General features: G+C 63.6%; 22 protein-coding genes. 11 read left to right on the forward strand and 11 right to left on the reverse strand.

Annotation, left to right across the window (positions count from 1 at the left end):
- Nucleotides 1–66: 66 nt before the first annotated feature.
- Together FIU86_RS17110 and FIU86_RS17115 are read left to right on the forward strand one after the other, a co-directional pair.
- A complete protein-coding gene (locus FIU86_RS17110) occupies nt 67–1,779 on the forward strand; it encodes a tetratricopeptide repeat protein (RefSeq protein ID WP_254703873.1) in 1,713 nt (570 codons plus the stop codon).
- Nucleotides 1,766–2,602 carry a 4-(cytidine 5'-diphospho)-2-C-methyl-D-erythritol kinase gene (locus tag FIU86_RS17115; protein WP_152476182.1) on the forward strand — a complete coding sequence of 279 codons (837 nt, stop codon included), beginning with the start codon at nt 1,766–1,768 and terminating at the stop codon, nt 2,600–2,602. The genes FIU86_RS17110 and FIU86_RS17115 overlap by 14 nt, the downstream gene beginning before the upstream one ends.
- 9 nt (nt 2,603–2,611) lie before the next feature.
- On the opposite strand, the gene FIU86_RS17120 is transcribed toward FIU86_RS17115, so the two are convergent.
- Nucleotides 2,612–3,613: a polyprenyl synthetase family protein gene (locus tag FIU86_RS17120; RefSeq protein ID WP_152476183.1), complete on the reverse strand. Its 1,002-nt coding sequence runs from the start codon at nt 3,611–3,613 to the stop codon at nt 2,612–2,614.
- A 56-nt stretch (nt 3,614–3,669) separates the two neighbouring features.
- Here FIU86_RS17120 and FIU86_RS17125 point away from each other — a divergent pair, with 56 nt between their 5' ends.
- The 3 genes from FIU86_RS17125 to FIU86_RS17135 all read left to right on the forward strand — a co-directional run bounded on the left by FIU86_RS17125 (nt 3,670) and on the right by FIU86_RS17135 (nt 4,919).
- A complete protein-coding gene (locus FIU86_RS17125; RefSeq protein ID WP_152476184.1) occupies nt 3,670–3,891 on the forward strand; it encodes a DUF2007 domain-containing protein in 222 nt (73 codons plus the stop codon).
- Complete coding sequence (locus tag FIU86_RS17130; protein WP_254703874.1) at nt 3,888–4,643, forward strand: tRNA1(Val) (adenine(37)-N6)-methyltransferase; 756 nt, start codon at nt 3,888–3,890, stop codon at nt 4,641–4,643. Before FIU86_RS17125 ends, FIU86_RS17130 begins: the two co-directional genes overlap by 4 nt.
- Before the next feature lie 111 nt (nt 4,644–4,754).
- Nucleotides 4,755–4,919, forward strand: a complete 165-nt coding sequence (locus tag FIU86_RS17135; RefSeq protein WP_152476185.1) for a YdcH family protein — start codon at nt 4,755–4,757, stop codon at nt 4,917–4,919.
- Nucleotides 4,920–4,969: 50 nt separating this feature from the next.
- On the opposite strand, the gene FIU86_RS17140 is transcribed toward FIU86_RS17135, so the two are convergent.
- From FIU86_RS17140 to FIU86_RS17160, 6 genes are all read right to left on the reverse strand, one after another.
- Nucleotides 4,970–5,908: a transcriptional regulator GcvA gene (locus tag FIU86_RS17140; RefSeq protein ID WP_152476186.1), complete on the reverse strand. Its 939-nt coding sequence runs from the start codon at nt 5,906–5,908 to the stop codon at nt 4,970–4,972.
- Nucleotides 5,909–6,205: 297 nt separating this feature from the next.
- Entirely contained in the window at nt 6,206–6,928 is a 723-nt protein-coding gene (gene phbB, locus FIU86_RS17145; protein ID WP_152476187.1) for an acetoacetyl-CoA reductase, read from the reverse strand.
- A 109-nt stretch (nt 6,929–7,037) separates the two neighbouring features.
- Nucleotides 7,038–7,208, reverse strand: coding sequence for a hypothetical protein (locus FIU86_RS23120; protein WP_368373138.1), 171 nt, complete (start codon nt 7,206–7,208; stop codon nt 7,038–7,040).
- Nucleotides 7,209–7,244: 36 nt separating this feature from the next.
- Entirely contained in the window at nt 7,245–7,865 is a 621-nt protein-coding gene (locus tag FIU86_RS17150; RefSeq protein ID WP_368373139.1) for a patatin-like phospholipase family protein, read from the reverse strand.
- A gap of 73 nt (nt 7,866–7,938) precedes the next feature.
- Nucleotides 7,939–9,114 carry an acetyl-CoA C-acetyltransferase gene (locus FIU86_RS17155; RefSeq protein WP_152476188.1) on the reverse strand — a complete coding sequence of 392 codons (1,176 nt, stop codon included), beginning with the start codon at nt 9,112–9,114 and terminating at the stop codon, nt 7,939–7,941.
- A 129-nt stretch (nt 9,115–9,243) separates the two neighbouring features.
- Entirely contained in the window at nt 9,244–10,083 is an 840-nt protein-coding gene (locus FIU86_RS17160) for an EAL domain-containing protein (protein WP_152476189.1), read from the reverse strand.
- A gap of 113 nt (nt 10,084–10,196) precedes the next feature.
- Here FIU86_RS17160 and FIU86_RS17165 point away from each other — a divergent pair, with 113 nt between their 5' ends.
- The 5 genes from FIU86_RS17165 to FIU86_RS17185 all read left to right on the forward strand — a co-directional run bounded on the left by FIU86_RS17165 (nt 10,197) and on the right by FIU86_RS17185 (nt 14,445).
- Nucleotides 10,197–10,775 carry a DNA-3-methyladenine glycosylase I gene (locus tag FIU86_RS17165; protein ID WP_152476190.1) on the forward strand — a complete coding sequence of 193 codons (579 nt, stop codon included), beginning with the start codon at nt 10,197–10,199 and terminating at the stop codon, nt 10,773–10,775.
- 76 nt (nt 10,776–10,851) lie between these two features.
- Nucleotides 10,852–12,609, forward strand: coding sequence for a dihydroxy-acid dehydratase (ilvD, locus tag FIU86_RS17170; RefSeq protein ID WP_152476191.1), 1,758 nt, complete (start codon nt 10,852–10,854; stop codon nt 12,607–12,609).
- A gap of 8 nt (nt 12,610–12,617) precedes the next feature.
- Nucleotides 12,618–13,193 (forward strand): hypothetical protein, encoded by a 576-nt coding sequence (locus tag FIU86_RS17175; protein ID WP_152476192.1) that lies wholly within the window; start codon nt 12,618–12,620, stop codon nt 13,191–13,193.
- A gap of 99 nt (nt 13,194–13,292) precedes the next feature.
- Nucleotides 13,293–14,063, forward strand: a complete 771-nt coding sequence (locus tag FIU86_RS17180) for a DUF6478 family protein (protein ID WP_152476193.1) — start codon at nt 13,293–13,295, stop codon at nt 14,061–14,063.
- A 10-nt stretch (nt 14,064–14,073) separates the two neighbouring features.
- Nucleotides 14,074–14,445, forward strand: coding sequence for a hypothetical protein (locus FIU86_RS17185; protein WP_152476194.1), 372 nt, complete (start codon nt 14,074–14,076; stop codon nt 14,443–14,445).
- A 152-nt stretch (nt 14,446–14,597) separates the two neighbouring features.
- On the opposite strand, the gene FIU86_RS17190 is transcribed toward FIU86_RS17185, so the two are convergent.
- The 4 genes from FIU86_RS17190 to mutL form a co-directional block, all read right to left on the reverse strand.
- Nucleotides 14,598–15,179, reverse strand: coding sequence for a GNAT family N-acetyltransferase (locus FIU86_RS17190; RefSeq protein WP_152476195.1), 582 nt, complete (start codon nt 15,177–15,179; stop codon nt 14,598–14,600).
- Nucleotides 15,180–15,198: 19 nt separating this feature from the next.
- On the reverse strand, nt 15,199–15,684 hold the full coding sequence (locus FIU86_RS17195) for a GNAT family N-acetyltransferase (RefSeq protein WP_152476196.1): 486 nt from the start codon (nt 15,682–15,684) through the stop codon (nt 15,199–15,201).
- Between the two features lie 108 nt (nt 15,685–15,792).
- Complete coding sequence (locus tag FIU86_RS17200; protein ID WP_152476197.1) at nt 15,793–17,028, reverse strand: DNA recombination protein RmuC; 1,236 nt, start codon at nt 17,026–17,028, stop codon at nt 15,793–15,795.
- Entirely contained in the window at nt 17,025–18,887 is a 1,863-nt protein-coding gene (gene mutL, locus FIU86_RS17205) for a DNA mismatch repair endonuclease MutL (RefSeq protein WP_152476198.1), read from the reverse strand. The genes FIU86_RS17200 and mutL overlap by 4 nt, the downstream gene beginning before the upstream one ends.
- A 182-nt stretch (nt 18,888–19,069) precedes the next feature.
- Here mutL and FIU86_RS17210 point away from each other — a divergent pair, with 182 nt between their 5' ends.
- A complete protein-coding gene (locus FIU86_RS17210; protein ID WP_152476199.1) occupies nt 19,070–19,447 on the forward strand; it encodes a rhodanese-like domain-containing protein in 378 nt (125 codons plus the stop codon).
- The last annotated feature ends 11 nt before the right edge of the window (nt 19,448–19,458 follow it).

Raw genomic sequence — 19,458 nt, forward strand, 5'->3', positions numbered from 1 at the left:
CGTTAACGGGCCGCTCATACTACTTTCGCGCAAATCATCGACCGCACAGGCAGGGAGCCCAGACCCGTGAAAATCCTGACCGCAGGCGCCATCGCCGCGATTCTGCAGGGCATCGCGTTGCCCGCACTGGCCGATATCAATGTAGGGGCCTACCTCGCGGCCCGGCAGGCCCGCTACCAGAACGACTTTGACGCCGCCGCGCAGTATTACACCCAGGCGCTGACCCGCGACGCCAGCAACCCCGTCATCCTCGAAAGCACCGCCATTGCCTTCATGGCGCTGGGCGAGATCGACCGCGCCGTGCCCGTCGCCCGCCAGATCGAGGAACAGGAGCTGCAAAGCCAGGTCGCCTTCATGGCCCTCATCGCCGAGGACGTGGCCGCCGGCAATCATGACGCCGTGATCGAACGGATCGAGGCCGGCAAGGGCGTGGGCCAACTGGCCGATGGCCTCGTGATGGCCTGGACCGAACTCGCCCGCGGCGATGTGGACGCCGCTCTCGCGCGGTTCAATGACGTATCCGAAGAACGCGGCCTGAAGAATTTCGCCCTTTATCACAAGGCGCTTGCCCTCGCCTCCGTTGGCGATTTCGAGGCCGCCGAAGCTATCTTTTCCGGCGGTGAAGACGACGCCCCCCTGCAGCGCACCCGCCGTGGCACCCGCGCCTGGGCCACGGTGCTCAGCCAACTGGAGCGCAACGACGAAGCCATCGCCCTTCTGGATGACGCTTTCGGCCCCAATGCAGACCCTCAAATCCTCGCCCTCCGGGCCGAGCTTGAAACCGGGCTGCCCGTGGCCTTCGACATGATCTCCGGTCCAAAAGACGGCGTCGCCGAGGTGTTCTTTTCCATCGGCCAGGCCTTGCTGGGCGACATGGGCGACGACTATATCCTGCTTTACGCCCGCGTGGCGCAGTACCTGAACCCCGACCATGTCGATTCAATCCTGATGTCGGCGGAACTGCTGGAATCGCTGGAACGCTACGAGCTGGCCACCCAGACCTACAAGAGTGTCCCGCGCGATCATCCGTCCTTCACCGCTGCCGAGATGGGCCGCGCCGAGGCGCTGCGCCGCGCCGACAAGATGGACGCCGCCATCGAGGTGCTGGAACAGCTGCGCGACTCGCACCCCGAACTGCCCATGGTGCATGTCGCAGCCGCGGACCTTTATCGCCAGAGTGAAGAGTACGACAAAGCGGTTACGGCTTACGACGACGCCATCGACCTTCTGGGCGAAGCGCAGCCGGGACATTGGTTCGTCTACTACGCCCGCGCTATCAGCCACGAACGGCAGGATGAATGGCCCGAGGCCGAGGCCGATTTCCGCAAGGCGCTGGAACTGAACCCCGAACATCCGCAGGTTCTGAACTACCTCGGCTATTCGCTGGTTGAGAAACAGCAAAAGCTGGACGAGGCGCTCGACATGATCGAACGCGCCGTCGAGGCGCAGCCCGAGTCCGGCTACATCGTCGACAGCCTCGGCTGGGTCCTTTACCGGCTGGGCCGCTACGAGGAAGCCATTGGTCACATGGAACGCGCCGCCGAGTTGATGCCGGTGGACCCGGTGGTCAACGACCACCTCGGCGACGTCCTTTGGGCCGTGGGCCGCGAGATCGAGGCGCAGTTCCAGTGGCGGCGCGCCCTGTCCTTCGTGGACAAGGAAAACCCGTCGCCCGATGTGGATCCCGACCGCATACGTCGCAAGCTCGAAGTCGGCCTGGACGTTGTCCTGCAGGAAGAAGGCTCGCCCCCGCTGGAGGTCGCGGATGACGGCGGCTGAGGGCTTCGCCCCGGCCAAGATCAACCTGACGCTGCACATCACCGGGCAGCGTGACGACGGCATGCACCTGCTCGACTCGCTGGTCATGTTCGCCGATGTGGGCGATCACGTGACGGTCGCGCTGTCCGACACGCCGCACCTTTCGCTCAGCGGCCCAATGTCCAAGGGCGTGCCGGACGGGCCCGACAACCTCGTTATGAAAGCCGCCGACCTGATGGGGGTCAGCGCCGATATCAAGCTCGACAAGGTTCTGCCCCATGCTGCGGGTCTTGGCGGCGGCTCGTCGGACGCAGCCGCCACCCTGCGCGTGCTGTCGCGCCTGACCGACACGCCCATGCCCGCCGACGTCACTCCCTTGGGTGCTGACGTGCCCGTGTGCCTTGGCAACAGCGCCGCGCGGATGCAAGGGATCGGCGAAAAAATCGACACGGCACACGACCTGCCCTGCCTGAACGCGGTCCTGATCAATCCCGGCGTGCCCATGCGCACGCCCGACGTCTTTGCCGCCGTCGGTCAGAAGAACAACACGCCGATGCCCCCGGAAATCCCGGCAAACCTCAGCGCGATCGAATTCATCGACTGGCTTCGTGGCATGCGCAACGATCTGGAGTATGCGGCGATCGGGCAGACGCCCGTCATCGCGCAAGTGCTGGGCGCACTCAGCGTCACGGCGGGCTGCCGCATGGCCCGCATGACCGGCTCCGGCAGCAGCTGTTTCGGCCTATACACCGGCGAGGAAACCGCCCGCGCCGCCGAGGGCCGCCTGAAAGAGGAAAATCCGGGTTGGTGGGTCACCGCCACCCGGCTCAATGCGCACCCCTGAGGGTTTGTCCTAGCGGATGCGCGCAACCACGTAATCCGACAGCGCCAGCAGCATGTCCCGCACCGGATGTTCGGGCAGCTGCTCCATCGCCGCGTTGGCCTTGGTCGTCCACTCCAGCGCGTCGTCCCGCGTCGCCTCCAGCGTGCCGTGCTTGTTCAGCAACCTAAGCGCCTCGTCCAGGTCGCCCTCGCGCTGGTCACCCTTCTCGATGGTCCGCGCCCAGAACGCGCGCTCGCTCTCATCTGCCAGCGCCACCGCCTTGATTACCGGCAGGGTCAGCTTGCGCTCGCGGAAATCATCGCCCACGTTCTTGCCCGTGGCCTTGGCGTCGCCCTGATAATCCAGCAGATCATCGACGATCTGGAACGCGATGCCCAGCGCGTCGCCATAGGCATATAGCGCCTTCACCTGCGCCTCCGGCGCTCCGACAATCACGCCACCCACCTCGGTCGCGGCCGAGAACAACGCGGCGGTCTTACCGCGCACGACCTGCAGGTAGATACCCTCGTCCGTCTTCAAGTTCCGCGCCGCGGTCAGTTGCAGCACCTCGCCCTCGGCAATCGTCGCCGCCGCGTTCGACAGGATGTCCAGTACCGTCAGCGACCCGGTCTCGACCATCAACTGGAATGCCCGCGCGAACAGGTAGTCGCCTGTCAACACGCTGGATTTATTGTCGAAAAGCAGGTTCGCCGTGGGCCGCCCGCGCCGCTGCGCGCTTTCGTCCACCACGTCGTCGTGCAACAGCGTCGCGGTATGGATGAACTCCACCGTCGCGGCCAGTTTCACGTCATCGCCGCCGCCATATCCGCACAGATCCGCCGCAGCCAGCGTCAGCATGGGTCGCAACCGCTTGCCGCCTGCCTCGACCAGATGCGCCGTCACTTCCGGAATACGCGGCGCGTGGCGCGACGCCATCCGCTCGCGGATCAGGGTATTCACCTCGTCCAGCTTGCCCTGCAGATGCGAGGCCAGCGCTTCGTGCGGTTTGGTAGCGGCGTGGTCCAGTCCCATCAAACTCCTGTCACTCAGGCTCGACAATGCGCGTCCGGTGTCCTTAAGTCATCCCCATGAAGCATCTTCTCAGCACCACCGACCCGACCGTGATGGCCTTCGCCAAGGCTCTGCTTCAGGGCGAGGATATAGACTGCTTTGAATTGGACGTAAACATGAGCATCCTCGAAGGCGGCATAGGGATCTTCCCACGCCGCCTGATGGTCAGCGAGGAAGACTACTTTCCCGCCCGCCAGACCCTTGAGGACAACGGGATAGAGGTCGAGGCGCTCTCGTGACGCTTGAGACCACCTGCGACGATTATCTCGGCGGGAGGCTGAAAATCCTTCAGCCCCGGGCGGGCTATCGCGCCGGCATCGACCCGGTGCTGCTGGCCTCCAGCATCCCCGCCAAGCCGGGCGAAACCGTGCTCGATCTCGGCTGCGGCGTCGGCGTCGCGGGGCTCTGTTTGGCGCGGCGCGTGCCCGAGCTCCAACTGACCGGACTGGAACGTCAGCCTGCCTATGCCGCCCTTGCCAAGGAGAACGGCGCGGCCAACGCCCTGCCCTTCGAGGTGATCGAAGGCGATCTTGCCGACATGCCCGGCACCCTGAAAGAGCGCCAGTTTCACCACGTCTTCGCCAACCCGCCCTATTTCGACCGCGCCGCCAGCACGGCGGCCACCGATCTCGGCCGCGAAGGCGCCGTGGGCGAGGATACTCCTCTCGCCGAATGGGTCGCCGCCGCCGCCAAACGCACCCGGCCCAAGGGCACCACCACCTTCATCCAGCGCGCCGACCGCCTGCCAGAGCTTCTGTCCCACGCCGCGCGCCACCTCGGCAGCCTTAAGCTTCTGCCACTGATTCCCCGTCCCGGACGTCCCGCCAGACTGGTCCTTTTGCGCGGAAAACGCGGCGGACGGGCCGCATTCCGGTTGCATGACGGCTGGTGCCTGCATAATGGGCAAGCGCACGTTAACGATTGCGAAAACTACACGTCGGCAACGGCTTGCATCCTGCGCGACGGCGGGGAAATGCCTTTCCCGGACTGATTTAGGCAAGTTGTAGCTAAATCCCGCCAACCGATTTTGCGGGCGCAGCGTGACAGATTACATGTTTTGTGCTGCACTATCCCGTGCACATCAGAAAGAGGAGACGCATTCATGGCATTGAGTTCACATGTCGAGGAACTTAAGAAGAAACACCAGGCTCTCTCGGAACAGGTCGAAGCGGCACAGCGTGCCCCGGGAACGCCCGACACTGAAATCTCAAGCATGAAAAAGCAGAAACTCCGGCTGAAAGAAGAGATTGAACGACTTACCCATTAGCATGCCACGCAACGACTGATCGGGATGCGCCCCCGCGGCGCATCTCGTGATTACGCGGGCAACAGCGGTACCATCTCCATCTTCGCGGTCGTCTCGAACCCCTTGGCGGTTTCGGCAAGCATCCAGTCGCGAAAAACCTTTATCTGTGGCTTATTCTCCGCGCCCTCACGGCACACAAACCGGAACTGCGCTCCGGCGCTGACCGCCTTGCCATAGGGCGCGACCAACCGCCCTTCCATCAGGTCTTTCATCACCAGCGCCCGACGCCCAAGCACCACACCCACGCCGGCCAAGGCCGCATCGATCGCGTGATCCCCTTGCGAAAATCGCGGGCCGTGCGGCTCTATTGGCGGCATGCCCACCGCACGGAACCACGCCGCCCAATCGGTCGGCGGGTCCAGGAAATCAATCGACTGGTCGACGATCAGAACCGCCTTGGCCAGGCTTTCGATCGTCGGATACCGTTCGGCCAGCGCGGGTGTCATCATCGGCGTCACCCATTCCTCGGCCAGCGGCAGCGAATACAACCCTTTGTCCGCCCCGTGGCCGAACCGGATTGCCACGTCCACCTCGTCGCGGACGAAGTCCATCAGCCGGAGCGACGCCGTGAACCGCAGCTCGATCTCGGGATGGGCCTGAGCAAATTCGTAAAGGCGGGGCGCCAGCCATTTCGCGGTAAAGGCCGGTCCTGCCGTCACTGTCAGCGTGCTGTTGTCGAGCCCCCGCCGGGTCGCCGTCCAGGCCGCTGACAGCGCCGAGAACCCGTCACGGCAGCCCGGCGCCAGCGCAGCCCCCGCCTCGGTCAGTTCCACCGCGCGGTTCAACCGCCGGAACAGCGCGGCCCCCAGATGCTCTTCCAGCGACTTTATCTGGAACGACAGCGCGGCCGGTGTCACGTTCAATTCCGCCGCCGCCCTCTGAAAGGACATGTGCCGCGCCGCGGACTCGAACGCGCGCAAGGCAGTCAACGGAGGCAGGCGGTCACTCATTTCACTAAAGTAATACTTAACTGAAACCGTGAAAAGTCTCGTTTGTGGTCTTTTCTGCAAAGACGCATATTCAACCCAGTCAAGTTTCCCTGAAAGGATCAGCCATGATCGAGACAGCCACCGATGCCAAGACCCGCGATGCCTACCGCGCCGCGCATTACGAACGCAGCCGTGCTTTTGGCGAGCTGCTCAACTGGCTGGGCCGAAAGTCACCTTCCAGATGATCGTTGCAGGTCTCTGGAAACAGAAAGGGCCGGTTTCCTGACCGGCCCTTTCGCATTTTTGGGTCAGGTAAACTTACCCGAAGAACTGCGCCCCGTTGGCCGAAATCGTCGATCCGTTGATAAAGGCGGCGTCGTCGGAGGCCAGGAATGCCACGCAACGCGCGATCTCTTCCGGCTCCCCCAGGCGACCGGCCGGGATTTGCGCGATGATCGATTCGCGCACCTTTTCCGGCACCGCCATAACCATCTCGGTGGCGATATAGCCGGGGCAGACAGCATTGGCCGTGATCCCCGCCCGCGCGCCTTCTTGCGCCAGCGACCGCACGATGCCGATATCGCCCGCCTTGGTGGCCGCATAGTTCACCTGCGCGAACTGGCCCTTCTGGCCGTTGACCGAACTGATCACGATCACGCGCCCGAACTTGCGCTCACGCATACCCGGCCAGACCGGGTGCACGGTGTTGAACACGCCCGTCAGGTTGGTGTCGACCACGTCCTTCCACTGGTCCGGCGTCATCTTGTGGAACGGCGCGTCACGGGTGATGCCCGCATTGGCCACGACCACGTCGATCGGGCCAAGCTCGGCCTCGACGGTTTCGATCCCGGCCTTGGACGCGTCGTAATCGGCCACGTTCCACTTGTAGGTCTTGATGCCGGTCTCGTCGGTGAACTTCGCCGCGGCTTCGTCGTTGCCCGCATAGGTGGCAGCAACCTCGTAGCCCTCTTCCTTCAGTTTTTTCGAAATGGCCTCACCGATACCGCGGCTACCGCCGGTCACAAGGGCAACTCTCGCCATGGGAACTCCTCCAGTCTTTCTGTCCAGTGTTGGTTTTCTTGGAAACTTTGCTACTCATCATGTGCGCAAAGCGCAACATTGTTGCGCAATTCTTTTCACTTCGCGGCACTCATCCGCCGTTCAGGTACGCCTCCGCGTCTTGCTGTCCCAAAGCCCACGTATCGCGCAGCTTTTGCGGGTCGGTAAAGTCGATCTTGTCCGCAGGCGTTTCCTCGGACGGCCAGACATAAACGCGGCCCGGCACGTCCGGCAGATTTTTGTAGGGCCGGGTCAACAGCACCAGCGTCTCGCCTTCGTCTGGGTCGGGCAGCGGAGCCTAGTCGGCCATGCCGCCATCGACCACGCGCCGGTCGCCCCAAAGCGGCGGCTCGAACACCGGCGGAATCACCGCGGCCGCATTGATCAATTCCACCAGCCGCCCGTCGCGCGCCGCCTTGTTGGCATCGACCAGTTGCGAAGTCAGGCCCATTTTCTCGGCCCAGTCGAAATGCGGGCTGCCCACGATATGCAGTTCCGCCTCATAGGCCGCGGCCAGCGCCGTGCCCGTCATGGTCGGATGGCCGGTAGAGGGCGGATGCGCAATCTGGATTTGAAAGGCCGGACCACTCGCGACCCGATCCTTGGCCGACTCGTCCAGAACCGTTTCCACCACGTCGCAATAGATGCGCTGGTGCGGCGTGATGCCTGCTTCGTCTGCGGCAAAGAGGTCGAGGTTGTGGTCGCGCTTCTCGAACGCATCGCACATCACGTCCAGCAGCCGCTCCTCGATCCCGGCAATCCACGCGGCACCGGCCAACGCGCCGCCGCTCACCCCGGTCACCCGCTCGGGCGTGAACTTGCGCGTCTGCTCCAGCCGCGTCAGGAAACCGCCCTGCCAGAAACACCGCAACCCGCCGCCGGAAAACACGATCTGCGGGGGATTGTCGGGCAATTTCATGCAAAAATCCTTTCGGGAAATCACATGGAAGAACAGGCCCCGAGGGCCTGTTTCCTATTTCAGCATCAAATGCTTACGGGCGCTCGATGCACATTGCGACACCCATGCCGCCACCGATACACAGCGTGGCGAGGCCCTTCTTGGCGTCGCGACGCTTCATCTCGAACAGCAGGGTGTTCAGAACGCGGCAGCCCGACGCGCCGATGGGATGGCCAATGGCAATCGCACCGCCGTTCACGTTCACGATCGACGGGTCCCAGCCCATGTCCTTGTTCACGGCACAGGCCTGCGCGGCGAAGGCTTCGTTTGCCTCCACCAGATCCAGGTCATCGACGCTCCAGCCCGCTTTTTCCAGCGCCTTGCGGCTGGCATGGATCGGGCCAACGCCCATGATCGAAGGGTCCAGACCGGCCGTCGCGTAGGAGGCGATCCGCGCCAGAGGCTCGAGCCCGCGCTTCTCGGCATTCTCGGCACTCATCAACAGCACGGCCGCCGCACCGTCATTCAGGCCCGAGGCGTTGGCCGCGGTGACCGACCCGTCTTTCGTGAAGGCGGGGCGCAATTTCTGCATCGCATCCATCGTGGCCCCGTGACGGATGTATTCGTCTTTGTCGACGACGGTCTCACCCTTGCGGGTCTTGACGGTGAACGGGATCACCTCGTCATCGAACTTGCCCGCCTTCTGCGCCGCCTCGGCCTTGTTCTGGCTGGCGACGGCGAACTCGTCCTGCTGATCGCGCGTGATCTGCCACTTGTCGGCGACGTTCTCGGCGGTCTGGCCCATGTGATAGCCGTTGAACGCGTCCCACAGCCCATCGCGGATCATCGTGTCGATGTATTTCATGTCGCCCATCTTGTGCCCGGCGCGCAGATGCGCGGCGTGGGGGCTGAGGCTCATGTTCTCCTGCCCGCCGGCGGCAACGACATCGGCATCACCCAACTGGATGTGCTGCGCGCCCAGCGCCACGGCCCGCAGGCCCGACCCGCATACTTGGTTGATGCCCCAGGCCGCGCTTTCGATCGGCAGGCCGGCGTTCACATGCGCCTGGCGTGCGGGGTTCTGGCCCTGCGCCGCGGTCAGGACCTGGCCAAGGATCGTTTCCGAAACCTCGGCCTTGTCGATGCCCGCGCGCTCGACGATGGCTTCCAGAACGGCCGCGCCAAGATCATGGGCCGGGGTGTTGGCGAACGCGCCGGAAAAAGAGCCGACAGCGGTCCGTGCTGCCGAAGCGATAACTACATTGGTCATAGTGTCCTCCACCAATTCTTGCTGGCCGAGGAAAAAGGGCAGCATGCCTGATGCGGCCCCCGGATTCCCCGCATTACGCAGGGTGTACCGCAGTCGCCGCAACGCGGCAACTGTAGCCGTTGTCACAGGTCAGGCCATCGCGGCCGTCTGGGTCGTTCCCAGCCATGGTGCCTGTACCGTGGGCGCCCCGAAGTAATAGCCCTGAAGGCAATGCACCCCGATATTCTGAAGGTAAACGGCGTCGTTGGGCCGCTCCACGCTTTCGGCCACTGTGACCATGTCGAACTGTTCGGCGATGGCGGTCAGCGCACGCGTCAGAACCTGGTTGTCCGGGTTTTCCGCAATTCCGCGAATGAACTGCCCGTCGATCTTGAGGATGTCGAAAAAGAAATCCTTGAGGTATCGGAACGAGGTGAACCCGGCCCCGAAATCGTCCAGCGCGAAACTGATACCCTTCCTCTGCAGATCCGCCATGAAATTGACCACCAGCTCCGGCACCAGCATGGCCGAGCTTTCGGTGATCTCCAGGATCAGGCGCTCACCCAGCGTCGGGTCCTGCCCCAATCCGCGTTTCAGCGTCCGCATCCAGCGCGGATAGCCGATGGACCGCGCCGACATGTTGATCGACAGGCGGATATCAGGATACTCGCGCAAGGTGCGGATCCCCTTTTCAAGCGAAAGGCAATCGACGATGCGGCCCGTCTCCGTCGCTTCGATCGCGTCGATGAACTCCCGCGCCGGGATGATCCGGCCGGTTTCGTCCAGCACCCGTGCCAATCCTTCGTAAAAGGCCGGCCGGTCCTGCCGCCCCGACGGCACAACCGCCTGATAGGCCAGCATCACGTGGCCATGCCGCACCGCCTCCTCGACCATCTGGATCACCGACTGGTCCCGCGCCGACACGGCGTAGGCCAGCGGGTTGTGATGCCCTTTTGGCACATTCGCCCACTTCAATCTCTTTTCACCCATGAATCTCTCCGTACTCCACCGCCGCCCAATAAGCGCCACGCAGGCTAAGGAATTGTTAAACCGGGCATTTGAGTCATACTGTCCGCAACAGGCGAAACCGGGGGGCTTGAAGGATGGAAAGATGCGGCTGGGTCGGCACCGATCCGATCTACGAGGCCTATCACGACACCGAATGGGGCGTGCCCGAATGGGACAGCCGCGCGCTGTGGGAAAAGCTTATTCTAGACGGCTTCCAGGCCGGTCTCAGCTGGATCACGATCCTGAAGAAGCGCGACAACTTTCGCAAGGCTTTCCAAGGCTTTGACCCGGATCTCATCGCCACCTGGGGCGAGGAGGACGTACAGCGCCTCCTGGGTGATCCCGGCATCATCCGCCACCGCGGCAAGATCGAGGCCACGATCACCAACGCCCGCGCCTGGCAAGACATCGAGGCCGAGCAGGGGTTCGACACCTACCTGTGGTCCTACATGGGGGGCGCGCCCTTGCAGAACCGTTGGACCAGCCTGGCCGAAGTGCCCACTGAAACCGAAATATCCCGCGCAATTTCGAAAGATTTGAAGAAACGCGGCTTCAAGTTCTGTGGCCCCACCATCGTCTACGCCTTCATGCAGGCCGTGGGCATGGTCAACGACCATGTGCTCACCTGCCACCGCCACGCACCCGTGGCCGCCATGGCCACGCCGCCGCGCTGAACTTTGCCCGCGCGAAAGCTTGCCCCCGTCGCCCCTCTGGCCTAGACCGGATCCGAAGATTTCAGGGGAGGCCCAGATGACCAAGTTCGACAAAAGCAAACTGCCCAGCCGCCACGTGACCGAAGGGCCCGCCCGCGCGCCGCATCGCTCATATTACTACGCGATGGGCATGACCGAGGAGGAAATTCACCAGCCCCTCGTCGGCGTCGCCACCTGCTGGAACGAGGCCGCGCCCTGCAACATCGCACTCAACCGCCAGGCCCAGGCCGTCAAGGGCGGCGTGAAAGAGGCCAAGGGCTCGCCCCGCGAATTCACCACGATCACCGTCACCGACGGCATCGCCATGGGCCACGAGGGGATGCGCTCGTCGCTCGCCTCCCGCGAGGCCATCGCGGATACGGTCGAGCTTACCATGCGCGGCCACTGCTACGACGCCATCGTGGGCCTTGCGGGCTGTGACAAGTCGCTGCCGGGCATGATGATGGCCATGGTCCGCCTTAACGTCCCGTCGGTCTTCATCTACGGCGGTTCGATCCTGCCGGGCAAGGCCCCCCAGATCGACGAGATCCCCGAGGAGTTCCGAACCCGCGACCTGACCGTGCAGGACATGTTCGAAGCCGTCGGCTGGAACCAGAACGGCACCATGTCCGACAAGGCGCTCGACGCGCTCGAACGCGTCGCTTGTCCCTCCGCCGGGGCCTGCGGCGGCCAGTTCACCGCCAACACCATGGCCTGCGTGTCCGAGGCGATCGGCCTGGCGCTGATGAACTCCTCGGGCATGCCCGCGCCGTATGAATCCCGCGACCAATATGCGGAGGCGTCGGGCCGCGCCGTCATGGACCTGCTGGAGAAAAACATCCGCGCCCGCGACGTGGTCACGCGCAAGTCGATGGAAAACGCCGCGCGCGTCGTCGCCTGCACAGGCGGCTCCACCAATGCCGGGCTTCATCTGCCCGCCATCGCGCATGAGGCGGGTCTCGAATTTTACCTCGACGATGTCTGCGAGATCTTCCGCGACACGCCCTATTTCGTCGATCTCAAACCGGGCGGCCAATACGTGGCCAAGGACCTTTACGACGCCGGCGGCATCCCCGTGGTAATGAAGGAGCTGCGCAAGGCGGGCCTCATACACGAGGATTGCATGACCGCCACCGGCCGCAGCATCGGCGAGGAACTCGACCGCATTGAGCGTGAAGCGGACGGCAAGGTGATCTATTCCATCGATGCGCCCCTCACCAAGACCGGCGGCGTCGTCGGCCTCAAGGGCAACATCGCCCCGCAAGGCGCCATCGTGAAGGTCGCGGGCATCGCGCCCGAGCATCAGGTCTTCACCGGCCCGGCCCGCGTTTTCGAATGCGAGGAAGACGCCTTCGCCGCCGTGCAAAAACGCGAATACGAGGAAGGCGAAGTCATCGTCATCCGCAACGAAGGCCCCGCCGGCGGCCCCGGCATGCGCGAGATGCTGGCCACCACCGCCGCGCTTTCGGGCCAAGGCATGGGTAAGAAGGTCGCGCTCATCACTGATGGCCGCTTCTCCGGCGCGACACGCGGCTTCTGCGTGGGACATGTGGGGCCAGAGGCGGCCCATGGCGGCCCCATCGCGATGCTGAAGAACGGCGACAAGATCACCATCGACGCCATCAAGGGCGAGCTTTCCGTGGACCTGCCCGACGCAGAACTGGAGGCGCGCAAGAAAGACTGGCCCGGCCCGCGCGAGACGATCTACGCCTCCGGCGCGCTCTGGAAATACGCCCAGCTTGTCGGCGAGACCTACAAGGGCGCGGTGACCCATCCCGGGGCCGAGGCCGAGCGTCACGTCTACGCGGACCTCTGACCCTGACCATGCGCGCGTTCAAACCGATCTGGCTGGCGGCCTTGCTTTGGCCGCTTGCCGCCTGCGACGACGTGGGGCTTGGCACCGCCGACGACCCCAACGTCGTCGAGGCGCTGGCACTCTATGACGGCGCGGTCGTGGTGCGCGGCCCTCGCGGCTATTGCGTCGACGCGGACAACGTGCGCCGCCAGCCTTCCAGCCGCCTCGTCTTCCTCGGCAGTTGTGAATCGCTCAGCGGCGAACCGGGCGTAACCGTGCCGCTGGCCCTGATCGCGGTCAACGTGGCGGGCAAGCAGTCGGGCCGCACCCAGCCCGCCGCCGCCACCATCGCTGCCAGCGCCGCGCCCAAGAAACCGCTCGCCGCAATAGATGCCGACGGCCTCGCATTGGTGCATCTTGATGCAGGCGGCGAGCTGGCCTTGCCTGGCGGCGACCCGCGCTACTGGCGCGGCGCTATGGTCATCAACGACCATCTCGTCAGCCTCGCGGTCTATGCTCCGGCGGGCAGCAGCCTTGCCGGGGGCTCGGGCCGGCGCTTCATCACCAACCTCGCCCGCACCCTGCGGAGCGCCAGCACGCAGTAACCCAAGGCAATCAATGCATTGTTTCCAAACGCGGGTTAATGCTATGACAATGTCTCAGGGGCAAACTGCAGCAGAACCAACCGGAATCGATCCACGCATATGGGGCTGAAACGTTCAGGACTGGATTGGCTGGCCCATCGGCGCGACCTGCGGCGGTGGCGGCAAACCGTGCGCGACGCCACGTCTATGACGCTGGAACAACTCCGCGCCGAACGCTCCGAGGCGCGGAAATTACGCTATCACCTCAACGAGTTGATCAGCCACGCCGACAACAGGCTTGCGTTGCCGATGATCGGCTCCCACGCCTTTCCCAAGCCGCATGGCACCGATTGGTCCTGGCGTCCCGCAATCTGGCGCGAACCGCTGGCGGTGCCGGGCCAATCCTCGGTCCTTAGCAAGACGCAACTGGGCAGCGAGCTGACACTGTTTCACGACTGTCAACATTCCGAATTGACCCTGCGCCAGCTGCGCAACACCCGCGAGGCCGATCTTGCGCCGTTCGGCCTGCGCATGGACGTCTTCAGCTTTGACGGCTCCTTCCTGTCCCTGGTGCTCGACCTGCCCGAGGCCGCCGTGCTGGGCCTGCAACAGCGGCATCTCATCCGCATGGACACCATCGTCGAGATGGAAAAGCCCTTGGAGATCTTCGCGCGGCTGAACATCAAGCACGGCCCGAACACCGAACAGATCGTGCGCGAGCTGCCGCTGCATGAAGAAGAGATCATGGTCGAATTCGACCTCGCCTACTCCAAGCTCAACGAGAAGCGTATCGAACGGGCCTGGATCGACCTGATTTTCGAGAACCCGCAGATGAGCCAGGTCATCCTGCGCGACCTCACCTTCAGCCGTCGACCGCGCGCGGAATTCTAGGGGGACACGGATGCAGGAACTGACATTGACCAAGACGCGCCTCTTCGAAGGGGTCTGGGAAGGGGTCATCACCGGCGCCGGCGACCGCCGCCCGGACGTGTCGGTCACGCATCTGCAAGAGACCATCGCCGGGGTCGAGGTTGTCGAGAAACCCGAGGAACAGGCCTGGGTCCTGCGCGTCCCCATCCCGGCCGACCGCATCGCTGACGGGGTGCAGACCTTCCTTATTTCCGACGTCGAAACCGGCGCGGCCCTGGGCAGCTTCTCCATCGTCTCGGGCGATGCGCTGGCCTACGACATCCGGGCCGAGGTGACGCTCCTGCGCGAAGAGCTCGACATGCTCAAACGCGCCTTCCGCCGGCATTGCCTGGAAACGATGTAGGTCCGCTGTGCGGACATTCCCGACCTATGTAGCTCTTCCAACAACGGCGGCTATCGGGCGGCACAGCAAAAAAGGCTTGATTGTGAGCGCCCGCGCGCCTCCAGCCGAAAAGCGAGAGCGGCCTCCGCGCAGAAAGACGGGTACACCTCGTGTCAGGAAAGCGACTTGACCAGGAGAACCCAGTGTTCGGTTTCGGTCTCCCAGCCGTCTTTGACGCATGGGGCTTTATCCAACTCAGAGTATCCCTTTCGCTCGTATAAACGTCTCGCTCCCACGTTTTCATCGGCGACAATCACACTCATTCTTTTGTACCCCGCGTCGCGGGCTATTTCGTCAGCGACATCAAGCAGCTTCGAACCAAGTCCCTGACCACGGTTCTCCGGGTAGCAAGCCAGAACATTGACATACCAGCTGTCTAATGCTTCGTTTTCCAGTTCCTGCAAGGGATGAAACAAGGCTGGCAAGTCATCTGCAAATTCTTCTGGTTCAGATCCGATCCCATAACCAGTGAGACCGGCAACCGCTCCGTTTCCAAAGTCAATTACCACCACTTGCCCCTCTCGTGCCTTTTCAGCCTGTCGCGCGCGACCGACGGCCCAAGGATCCTCACCCTCTTGTGCGAGCCCGGTCCAGACATGGAGCGGCAGACCTTCTCCTGCAAAGTTCACCAAGTCCGCAAGTGCATGAGCATCAGCTTCAACGGCCAATCTCAAAGGTTTTTCAAGTGGTATCATTTATCTCACTCCTAAGAATTCAGAGCGTCATAGACATTTCATGCCATGCCATTCCCCCGTGATCGGAAGCGGACGGCCTCAGATAACCAAAGCCAAGCTTCTGATAGAGCGGCACGTGATGCTCTTTGCACATTAGATAAATTGTTGCTTTATCCATCCGTCGCATCCGTCCGACGAACTCGTCCATCAGCGCCCTTGAATGGCCTCTACCTTGCTCTTCGGCGTCCACCACGACAGACATGATGACGACGTTAGGTGCGTCGGGGTCATGCCCCACAAGTTCCTTAAATTCCTCATCAGACATTTCGACTTCATGGGCACATCCGCAATTGATAAAGCCAACGATCTCGCCTCGTTCTTCAAGAATAATGAAACCATCGGAATAGCCCTCGATCCTCTTATATATCTTTTCGAGGGTTGCTGCTTCGTCGCCTTCATAGGCAGCAGTTTCGATCTCAAAGCATCGCTTTGCGTCGGATCGTCGGGCATTTCGGAACCTGCTCATGCATTTACAGTATGCACGTTGGGTCAAGTTGCATAGCCGCCATTGGTTGGGCTCGCAGCATCCGGCACTTTGGGCTCAAACCTGACCTTCGCGACTTGGCCGCTTGGCTCAACTGTCTTTGCCCAGCTTCACCACGTTAACCGGATCCTCCGGCGCCAATTCCTCGAAATCGAAATTGTCCAGCTTCGCCGCCCGCTTGCCCGCACGCTCGGCGGCAGTGGAAATTCCTTCCACGTCCCGCCGCGCCTGATCGAAATGGGTCTCCAGCTTGCCTGCGCGTTCCAGCACCAGTTCCACGTCGCGGTGCAACTGCCCCAGCATCTTGCGGATGGCTCCCGCCTGTTCGCGCATCCGCGCATCTTTCAGGATCGCGCGCATCGTGTTCAGCGTGGCCATGCAGGTGGTGGGCGACACGATCCAGACCTTCTGGGCGAACCCCTCGCGCACCAGTTCCGGGAAATTCGCGTGCAACTCGGCATAGACCGCCTCGGAGGGCAGGAACATCAGCGCGCCATCGGCGGTCTCGCCATCCAGGATGTACTTCTCGGAAATGTCCTTGATGTGCTTTTTCACCGAGGTCCGCAGGAATTTCGCCGCCTCGTTCAGCTCGTAATCGCTCGTGGCGTTGCGCAGCGCCTCGTAGGCTTCCAGCGGGAATTTGCTGTCGATGGCGATCGGCCCCGGCGGGTTCGGCAGGTGGATCAGGCAATCCGCCCGCCGCCCGTTCGAAAGCGTCGCCTGCAGCGAATAGCTGTCCGACGGCATCGCCTTGCTGACGATATCGGTCAACTGGATCTCGCCGAACGCCCCGCGCGTCTGCTTGTTCGACAGGATATCCTGCAGCGACAGCACATCCCCTGACAGCTTGGTGATATTGTCCTGCGCCTTGTCGATGGCCGACAGGCGCTCCTGTAAGGCCGTCAGGCTGTTCGTGGTCTGCTTGGACGAGCCATGAAGCGTCTCGCGCATCCGCTCCTGCATCTCGGTCAGCGCCCGCTGGCTGCGCGTCGCGTTATCGGCCAATCGGTCCTGCATCTGCTGCTGCACGCCCGCCAGCCGCTGTTCGACCATCTGCGCCAGCTGTGTCTGCCCGCTGGTCGCCGTGTCGCTGACCACCTGGATCGAACTGCGCAAACCCTCCTGCCCATTGGCAAGGCTCTGCACGTTCTGCCCCAGATGCCCCAACTGCTGCGCCAGCGGCTCTGTCGCCCTTGCCGTCCGCGCCGCGGCCCGCAGCGCCAGGATGACCAAAACGAGGATCAGCAGCACCACGCCCCCCGCCGCCAGCGCGGCCATCACCAGCGGATCGTCCAACTGATAGGTCGTCTCGCCAATCGTAATCATGTCCGCCCGAACAGCCGCTCGATATCGCTCAGTTTCAGCTCCACATAGGTGGGCCGCCCGTGGTTGCACTGCCCTGAATGCGGCGTCGCCTCCATCTCGCGCAGAAGCGCGTTCATCTCTTCACCGCTCATGCGCCGCCCCGACCGGATCGAGCCGTGACAAGCCACCCGGCTCAGGATCGCCTCGATCCGCGCCTGCACGTTCAGGCTCTCACCCATGTCGGCCAATTCGTCCAGCACGTCGCGCAGCATCTTGCCCGCGTCGCACGGCCCCAGGATCGCCGGCGTCTCGCGCACCGCGATGCTGCCCGGCCCGAACGCCTCGATCACCAGCCCCAGCCGCGCCAGATCCTCGGCCATGTCCAGCAGCAGCCCCGCCTCGCCACTGCTCAACTCGACAATCTCGGGGATCAGCAGCGCCTGACTGGCCACGCCGTTCTCGGCCATCTGCCGCTTCAGCTTCTCATAGACCAGCCGCTCATGCGCCGCGTGCTGATCCACAAGAACCATGCCGGTCTCGGTCTGCGCCACGATGTAATTCTCGTGCACCTGCGCCCGCGCCGCACCCAGCGGCAGCGATTGCGGCGTGACCGCCTCGTCGGACCTCTCCACCACCTCCGGCTCGACCCGGCCGGAATACGCGCTCTGCATCTCGGCGAAACCCGCCTCCGGCGCCTGCATCTGGTAACTCGCCGCCCGCGCCGCAGCCCCGGGCCGGTCCATCTGGTACACAGGTGCGCCGCCCGCCTGCGGCACCGGCTCGGGCCGCATCGCGCCCAGCGTCGCGCCCGCCACGGTGGTCGACGCTCGGTGCCCTGCCTCGGCCAGCGCATGGCGCAGCCCCGACACCAGCAGCCCCCGCGCCACGCCCGGATCGCGGAACCGCACCTCGGATTTCGCCGGATGCACGTTCACATCCACCAGTTTTGGGTCGCATTCCAGGAACAACGCCGCCGCCGGATGCCGGTCCCGGCTAAGGAAATCGTGATAGGCCGCCCGCAGCGCACCATAGAGCATCTTGTCCCGCACCGGCCGCCCGTTGACGAACAGGTACTGCGCCACGCTCGACCCCCGCGAATAGGTCGGCAACGCGGCATAGCCGGTCATCGCGATCCCCTCGCGCTCGGCCTCGATCCACAGCGCGTTCTCGGCAAACTCCCGCCCCAGAACCTGGCTCAACCGCCCGTGCAGCGCATCGAACAGGTCGCCGCTCTCGGCATCGGCGCGAAACACCACGCGCGGCTCACGCCCTTCGCTGACGTCGCGCAGGGTAAAGCTGACGAACGGCTCGGCCATCGCCAGCCGCTTGATCACGTCGCCCACCGCCTGCGCCTCGGCCCGGTCGGTGCGCATGAATTTCAACCGCGCGGGCGTGGCATAGAAAAGGTCCCGCAGCTCCACGACCGTCCCACGGTTCAGCGCCGCTGGCTTCACCGCGCCGATCCCCCCGCCCGCCACGGTGATCTCGACCCCGTCAAACCCCTGCGCCCGGCTGGTGATCGTCAACCGCCCAACCGACCCAAGGCTGGGCAACGCCTCACCGCGAAAGCCAAAGGAGTGGATGTTGAGCAGGTCCGACCCGTCGATCTTCGACGTCGCGTGCCGGCTCAGCGCCAGCGGCAACTCGTCCCCGGTCATCCCGCAGCCGTCGTCCCGCACCCGGATCAGTGTCTTGCCGCCATCGGCGATATCCACCTCGATCCGCCGCGCGCCGGCATCCAGCGCGTTCTCCACCAGTTCCTTGACCGCCGAGGCCGGACGCTCCACCACTTCCCCGGCGGCGATCCGGTTGATCGCGGTCTCGTCCAACTGCCGAATGACCGGACGGTCCTGGCTTATATTGGGGCTTATTTCATTCATACCCCAATACCTAGCATGATCGCGTCCGATTCTGCTAGGTCCGACTGCGCCGTTAAAACCTCCGAACGCGTTTTTATCAAGAAGCGGATCGTCACCACACGCAAGGCTTCAAGGCATCACGGGAACCCGCAGCGCAACGCCCTAGTTTTCTACCAAATGCCAAGCCCACGAAAGGCCATCCCATGCACTCCGAAACCATCGGCGCCGCCACCTTCGAGACCTGGACCATCGACGAGGTCGCCGACGCCTTCGCCGCGAACGAAATCGTTCTGATCGATGTCCGCACCATTCCCGAATACGCCTTTCAGCATATCGAGGGCGCCATGCTCTTCCCCATGCCCTTCTTCGACGCGCACAAACTGCCCGGCCAGTCCGACAAGCGCATCGTCCTGCACTGCGGCTCGGGCGTCCGGTCCGAAAAGATGGCCCGCGCCGCGATCGAGGCCGGCATAGACCGCATCGCCCATATGGAGGGCGGCTTCGGCGCGTGGAAAGAGGCCGAAAAGCCTTACATCGGCACCTCCATGAGCACCGGCGGCCCCGAGCGCGTCAACGCCTGACCCGGGCGGGT

Origin of the sequence: Roseovarius sp. THAF9 (genome assembly GCF_009363715.1) — a bacterium.
GTDB lineage: Bacteria > Pseudomonadota > Alphaproteobacteria > Rhodobacterales > Rhodobacteraceae > Roseovarius.